Source organism: Streptomyces sp. NPDC058373, from assembly GCF_042723275.1.
In the GTDB taxonomy this organism is placed as follows: Bacteria; Actinomycetota; Actinomycetes; order Streptomycetales; family Streptomycetaceae; genus Streptomyces.
The window spans coordinates 186,282-192,558 of record NZ_JBHXJE010000005.1; the positions used below are offsets into that span (position 1 = coordinate 186,282).

Here is a 6,277-nt window from a genome sequence, read left to right on the forward strand (position 1 = left end):
CGCCAGATGACGGAATGGCCTATTCCGGCATACGTTCCTCACACTTTTGCGCTCCCGTGACCGTTCCTGTGCTTAGAGTGCACCGGAGGGCAGTTGTTTGAACACGTTCAAACGGCTGTCGTGGGACACGGGGAGGGGAAGTTTCCGTGCGCAACGGAGCCAAGGCCGCGCTGGTCGGCGGGGTGTTTCTGACCATGGTGGGAGCCGCCGGATTCGGCGTCTACGAGCTGGTCGGCGACGTGGGAGGCGGCAACGGGGTCGAGACGGCCGCCGCCGAGAAGCCGACCGGGCCGCCGACCCGCGCCGAGGCCGCCAAGGCGGCGAAGGCGTTCCTCGCCGCCTGGTCGCGCCGGGAGGCGGCCGAGGCGGCCCAGCTCACCAACGACGCCGTCACCGCCCGTACCGCGCTCTCCGACTACTTCGAGTCCGCGCACGTCAGCCATGTGCGGATCACCGCCGAGGAGCCCGTCGGGCGCACCGTCGCCTACGCGGTCGAGGCCACCGTCTCCTCGGGCGAGCACCGCGCCACCTGGACGTACGAGAGCGAGCTGGAGGTCGTCCGGGGCGAGACCACCGGGCGGCCGCTGGTCGACTGGTCCCCCGAGGTGCTCCACCCGGACCTCGCCGAGGGCGACACCCTGCGCGCCGGTGAGGCCGAGGTGCCGCCGATCCGCCTGGCCGACCGGGCCGGGCAGGAGCTGAAGCGCTCCGAACACCCCTCGCTCGGCCCGATGCTGGACGCGTTGCGGGAGCGGTACGGCGAGAAGGCGGGCGGGAGGCCCGGGGTCGAGCTGTGGATCGACCCGGACGGCAGCGCGCCCCGGCAGACACTGCTGACCCTCGCCAAGGGCAAGCCGGGCACGGTCCGCACCACGCTCTCCACGGCCGCCCAGCGCGCCGCCGAGCAGGCGGTGGCCGACCGCCCGAACGCCTCGGTGGTGGCGCTGCGGCCCAGTACCGGCGAGATCCTGGCGGTGGCCAACCACCGCGAGGACGCCTTCGACGCGGCCCTCCTCGGCCAGCTCGCCCCCGGCTCCACGATGAAGATCGTCTCCGCCTCGCTCCTCATCGACAAGGGGCTGACCGCCACCGACCGGCCCGCGCCCTGCCCGCCCTCGGCCACCTGGCAGAGCCAGACCTTCGGCAACCTGCCCGGCCTCGCGCCGAACGAGAACGCCACCCTCGCCGACAGCTTCGCCCGCTCCTGCAACACCGCCTTCGTGAAGTTCGCCGACGAGCTGGCGGCCGACGACCTCACCCGCCAGGCCCAGGACGCCTTCGGCCTCTTCCGGGACGACTGGCGGATCGGACTGCCCTCCTTCGACGGCAGGGTCCCCGCCTCGGGCGGCCCGGACACGGCGGCCGCCCTGATCGGGCAGGGCCAGGTCCAGCTGAACCCGCTCACCCTCGCCTCGGTCACCGCCACCGCCCGGACCGGTGCGTTCCGCCAGCCGCTGCTCGTCCCCCGCGAACTGATCGACGGACCGATCGCCGAGGCGCGCGGGCTGACGCCGGGCACCTCGGCGCAGCTGCGCGCCATGATGAACCGGACCGCGACCACCGGCAGCGCCGCCGGTGCCCTGGCCGGGCTCGGCGGGGACATCGGCGCCAAGACCGGTTCGGCGGAGGTCGACGGGCAGGCGTCGGCCAACAGTTGGTTCACCGCCTACCGGGGCGACCTGGCCGTCGCCGCCGTCGCCGAACAGGGCGGCCGGGGCGGCGAGAGCGCGGGCCCGATCGTCGCCGCCGTGCTGCGCTCCGGCGCCTGACCGGCCGACGGAGCGGTCCACTCCGCGCGCCCCTCCCCCGCCGGGTCCGCCAGGGGGCGGAGTGTCGTCGCTCGGCACTACGCTGGGGCGCGTCGGTGCCGAGGGGGCGGCGGAGCTGCGGAGGGGACTGTGGGCAAGAGACGACGTGCGGTGCAGCACGAGCCGGGGAGCAACAAGAAGAAGTACGCGGTGATCGGCGCGGCCGCCGCCGTGGCGATCGGCGCCGGGGTGGGCGCCTGGGCGCTCACCGGCGGCGAGGCGGCCGACCAGGCCGACGCGGTCCCCAGCGGCCCGCTGACGGCGGCCGAAGTCAAGGGCGCCGCCACGCAGTTCCTCGGCGCGTGGGCGGCGGGCGATCCCGCCAAGGCCGCCCGCCACACCGACGCCCCGGCCGCCGCCAAGGCCGCGCTGAACGCGTACGCGAAGGAGGCGAGGACCGGGACGGTCGAGATCCAGAAGGGCAAGCGCGCCAAGACGCGGGTGCCGTTCTCGGTGGCGACCACGGTCTCCTGGGAGAAGACCGAGAAGCCGTGGGCGTACGAGTCGGAGCTGACCGTGGTGCGCCGGGCCGCCGACGGCCGCCCGCTGGTCCACTGGCGGCCCTCCGTCCTCCACCCCGACCTCGCCGAGGGCGACAAGCTGGTGACCGGCGAGGCCGGTACGCCCCCGATCCGCGCCCTCGACCGGGACGGCGGGGAGCTGACGAAGGAGAAGTTCCCCTCGCTCGGCGCCGTCCTGGACAGCCTGCGCGAGCGGTACGGCGATAAGGCCGGCGGCACGCCCGGCGTCGAACTCCGCGTCGTCCGGGCCGAGAAGTCCGACGAGGAGAAGGAGGCGGCCAAGGGCTCCGACGACAAGCCCGGCGCCAAGTCCCAGGACGCCGAGGAGGTCCCGGACAAGACCCTGCTGACCCTGGCCGAGGGCGAGGAGGGCACGCTGCGGACCACGCTCAGCGCCAAGGCCCAGGCCACCGCCGAGAAGGAGGTGGCCGAGCGTGAGAAGGCGTCCGTCGTGGCGCTGCGCCCCTCCACCGGGGAGATCCTCGCCTTCGCCAACTCCCGCCCCGACGGGTTCAACGTCGCCCTCCAGGGGTCGCTGGCCCCGGGCTCCACGATGAAGATCGTCTCAGCGTCGATGCTGCTGGAGAAGGACCTCGCGGGCATCGACAAGAAGCATCCCTGCCCCAAGTACTCCTCGTACGGCGGCTGGAAGTTCCAGAACGTCGAGAAGTTCAAGATCACCGGCGGGACCTTCCGGGACAGCTTCGGCTCCTCCTGCAACACCGCCTTCATCAGCCAGGCCAAGAAGCTGAAGGACGACGACCTGACCAAGCAGTCCCAGCAGGTCTTCGGGCTGGGCAAGGACGACTGGTCGATCGGGGTACCGTCCTTCGACGGCGCCGTGCCCGTGCAGGCGGACGCCTCGATGGCGGCCTCCCTCATCGGGCAGGGCGGTGTCCGCGCCAACCCGCTGAACATGGCCTCCGTCATAGCCACCGCCAAGACCGGTGACTTCCACCAGCCCTACCTGGTCTCCCCCGAGGTCGACGACCGGTCGCTGGCCAAGGCCGAGCGGAAGCTGACCGGTTCGGCCCACAGCCAGCTCAAGGCGCTGCTCACGCACACCGCCGTGGCCGGGTCCGGTGCGGAGCCGATGGCGGGGCTCGGCGCGGACGTCGGCGCCAAGACCGGCAGCGCCGAGGTGGACAACCAGAAGAAGCCCAACGGCTGGTTCACCGCGTGGCGCGGGGATGTCGCGGCGGCCGCGGTCATCCAGGAAGGGGGCCGCGGCGGGGCCTCGGCGGGTCCGCTGGTGCGGGCGGTGCTGCTCGGCTCCTGAGGGGGTAGGGGTGAGCGGGGGCCCGGCCGGGCCCACCCGGCTTGGCCGCCGCTCGTTCCCCTGCCGTAGAAGGGCGCTCCATGGACCTGCGATCCGTGCGAAAGATCATTCTTCTGGTGACCCTGTTGGCCGGGATGGTGTTGATCGTCGCGGTGGCCGGGGCGATCGCCTGGGTGGACGCCAAGGGGTGACCTCAAGCGCCGGTCGGGCTATTGACAGCCCGGCCGACGTGTGAGGCCGCATTCAGAGCCCGGCCGGCGTTTGAGGCCACCCCGGCTGGAGGGCCGGGGCGCAGGGTGGGCAGGCGTAGAGGGTGGTGGCGGGGCCACACGTGCTGCGGATGGTGCGGATCGGGACCGGGCTGCCCGACAGACGATGGCAGCGCATGCAGCAGGCAACGCCCACCGAGGTCACGGCGTCGGCCCGCGCCTCGCGCGGCAGAGCAAGGGTGCGGTCGTACACAGTGGTTCAGCTCCTCCTGGGCTGGCGCCACCGTACGGGCTCACCGCATAGCCATGTCGCCCCCCGCATAACCCTGACCGGATGCCGCCGCAGGGTTGGCCGGTTGTACGCGTCGGGCCTCGATCACCCGGTGGACGCGCCCGGCCCCCAGGGCGCGGGCCCGCGCCCCTCGGCCCAGGCGGAGAGTTCGCGGCCGTCGACGCAGCGTATGCCGCAGGACTCGGCGTACTCGACGGCCGGGGCGGTGAACTCGCTGGTCGTCACGAGGACGGCGAGCTGGGCGCCGTGCACGCTCCAGCAGGTGCCGCCGAAGCGCTGGAGCTCCTGGGAGCCGACCTTGTTGTCCGGGCCGTACCGCTTGCACTGGACGACGACGCGGCGCCCGTCCGGCGCCGTGGCCAGGACGTCCGCGCCGAGGTCCCCGGCACCGCCGACGGTCTCGGCGTCGGCGCAGCCGTCGCGGCGGCAGAGGGCGGCCACCGCCTCCTCGAAGGAGTCGGGGTCCAGCGCCGCGAAGTCGAGCGCGGCGAGGTCGGCGCCGTCGAGGTCGGCCGCGGCGAGGGCCACCTCCGGGCCGGGCGCGTACGGCTCCTCGACCGGTGCGGCGGGCGGCGGCAGCGGGGCGGTGCGGCCGTCGCGGAAGGGGGCGACCAGGGTCGGCTCCTCCGGCTGCGGCGCCACCGGGCCGGCCGCCGGAGCCGGGGCTTGCGCCTGGGCGTCCCCGGCCTCGTCGGCCAAGGCCGCCTCGGTCCGGGCCGCGACGACCGCGTCCGCCTCCGCCTCCGCCATCCCCGCCCGCGCGGCCCGCCGCAGTTCGCGGGTGCGCGGCATGCCCCGCAGCAGCGCGTACAGGACGGGTACGGCGGCGATGCCGAGCAGCACAGCCCAGCCCGGATGTTCGCCCGCCCACCGGGCGAACCCCTGGAAGGCCAGGCCGAGTCCGATGAGGATCGCCACGGCGAGCGCCACCGCCACCGAACCGGACCGCACCGTCAGCCGTGACCGCGCACGAGCCCGCGGGCGTCCGCCCCGGAACCGCCGGGTGCTCCGGCCGGGCGCCCCGCCGGGCACCGGCTCCTCCGCCAGCGGTCCGCGCCCCGGCGCCACCTCGTCGATCATCTTCGGCTCCACCCCTCCCAGTAGCTTCCCTCCCTCCCCGTCTGCCCGCCCGGACCGGAACCATGATCGGCGCGCCCCTCCGAGCGACCCCGGACACCGCCCCGATCAGGGAACACCTCGCGGCGCGCCTGCACCTACCGCTACCGTGCGCTCCATGAGCACATCCGAGACCACCGCGTCAGCCGTCCCGGAGGCCGTCCCCTCCGTCGTCCTCCCCCGTTTCGCCGAGGCGCTCCAGGCGCTCGGACTGGACGAGGTGGCGGCGCGCGTACGGAAGTTCCCCGAGGCGACCCGGACCGCCGAGGAGGCCGCCGCGGCCGTCGGCTGCGAGCTGGACGCCATCGTCAAGTCGCTGATCTTCGCCGCCCACGGCCTGCCCGGCACCGAGGGCCCCGTCCCCGTGCTGGTCCTCCTCGACGGTGCCTCCCGCGCCGACCTCGACCAGGTCCGCCAGGAACTGGGCGCCACCAAGGTCACCCGCGCCAAGGCCGACCTGGTCCGCGAGACCACCGGTTACGCCATCGGCGGCGTCCCTCCCTTCGGCCACCGCACCCGCACCCCGGTCCTCGCCGACCGCCGCCTGCTGGCCCACCCCGAGGTGTGGGCGGCCGCCGGCACCCCGCACACCGTCTTCCCGATGGCCCCGGCCGAGCTGGTCCGCCACGCCGGTGCCGCCCTCGTGGATGTGCGCGAGTCGGGGGAGTGACCCCGGTGGTCGTGGCGGCCGTGCTGCCGGCCGCCTTCGCCCTCGCCCCTGCTGGCCTCAAGCGCCGGCCGGGCTCGGTTTGGTCGAGCGCCGCTTGACCGTGCCGGTCGGTGATGGCCTCAAGCGCCGGCCAGGCTCGGTTTGGTCGAGCGCCGCTTGACCGTGCCGGTCACGATGGCCTCAAGCGCCGGCCGGGCTGTTCTTTGGCGTCCTGTCCGTCTTGACCGTGCCGGTCCAAGATGGCCTCAAGCGCCGGCCGGGCTGGGATTTTTTCGGTCGGCGTTGGCTTTGAGTGGCGGCCCTGACGGGGTTCGCGGTTGCTCCGGTGGGTGGGTGGGGTGGGGGCCCCCCCCGGGGCCGACACAAAAACAAAACACAAAAA

Annotated in this window: 4 protein-coding genes; 3 read left to right on the plus strand and 1 reads right to left on the minus strand. The window is 74.1% G+C overall.

Going from position 1 to position 6,277, the window contains the following annotated elements; genetic code table 11:
• Positions 1–146 precede the first annotated feature (146 nt).
• Together ACFWMZ_RS05810 and ACFWMZ_RS05815 are read left to right on the plus strand one after the other, a co-directional pair.
• Positions 147–1,769, plus strand: coding sequence for a penicillin-binding transpeptidase domain-containing protein (locus tag ACFWMZ_RS05810; protein ID WP_383199681.1), 1,623 nt, complete (start codon positions 147–149; stop codon positions 1,767–1,769).
• Between the two features lie 129 nt (positions 1,770–1,898).
• Positions 1,899–3,608, plus strand: a complete 1,710-nt coding sequence (locus ACFWMZ_RS05815; RefSeq protein ID WP_383199683.1) for a penicillin-binding transpeptidase domain-containing protein — start codon at positions 1,899–1,901, stop codon at positions 3,606–3,608.
• A gap of 585 nt (positions 3,609–4,193) precedes the next feature.
• Here the strand turns inward: ACFWMZ_RS05815 and ACFWMZ_RS05820 are convergent.
• Positions 4,194–5,189, minus strand: a complete 996-nt coding sequence (locus ACFWMZ_RS05820; RefSeq protein WP_383184057.1) for a restriction endonuclease — start codon at positions 5,187–5,189, stop codon at positions 4,194–4,196.
• 154 nt (positions 5,190–5,343) lie between these two features.
• On the opposite strand from ACFWMZ_RS05820, the gene ACFWMZ_RS05825 reads away from it, so the two are divergent.
• Positions 5,344–5,895, plus strand: a complete 552-nt coding sequence (locus tag ACFWMZ_RS05825; RefSeq protein WP_383184059.1) for a YbaK/EbsC family protein — start codon at positions 5,344–5,346, stop codon at positions 5,893–5,895.
• Positions 5,896–6,277: the final 382 nt, after the last annotated feature.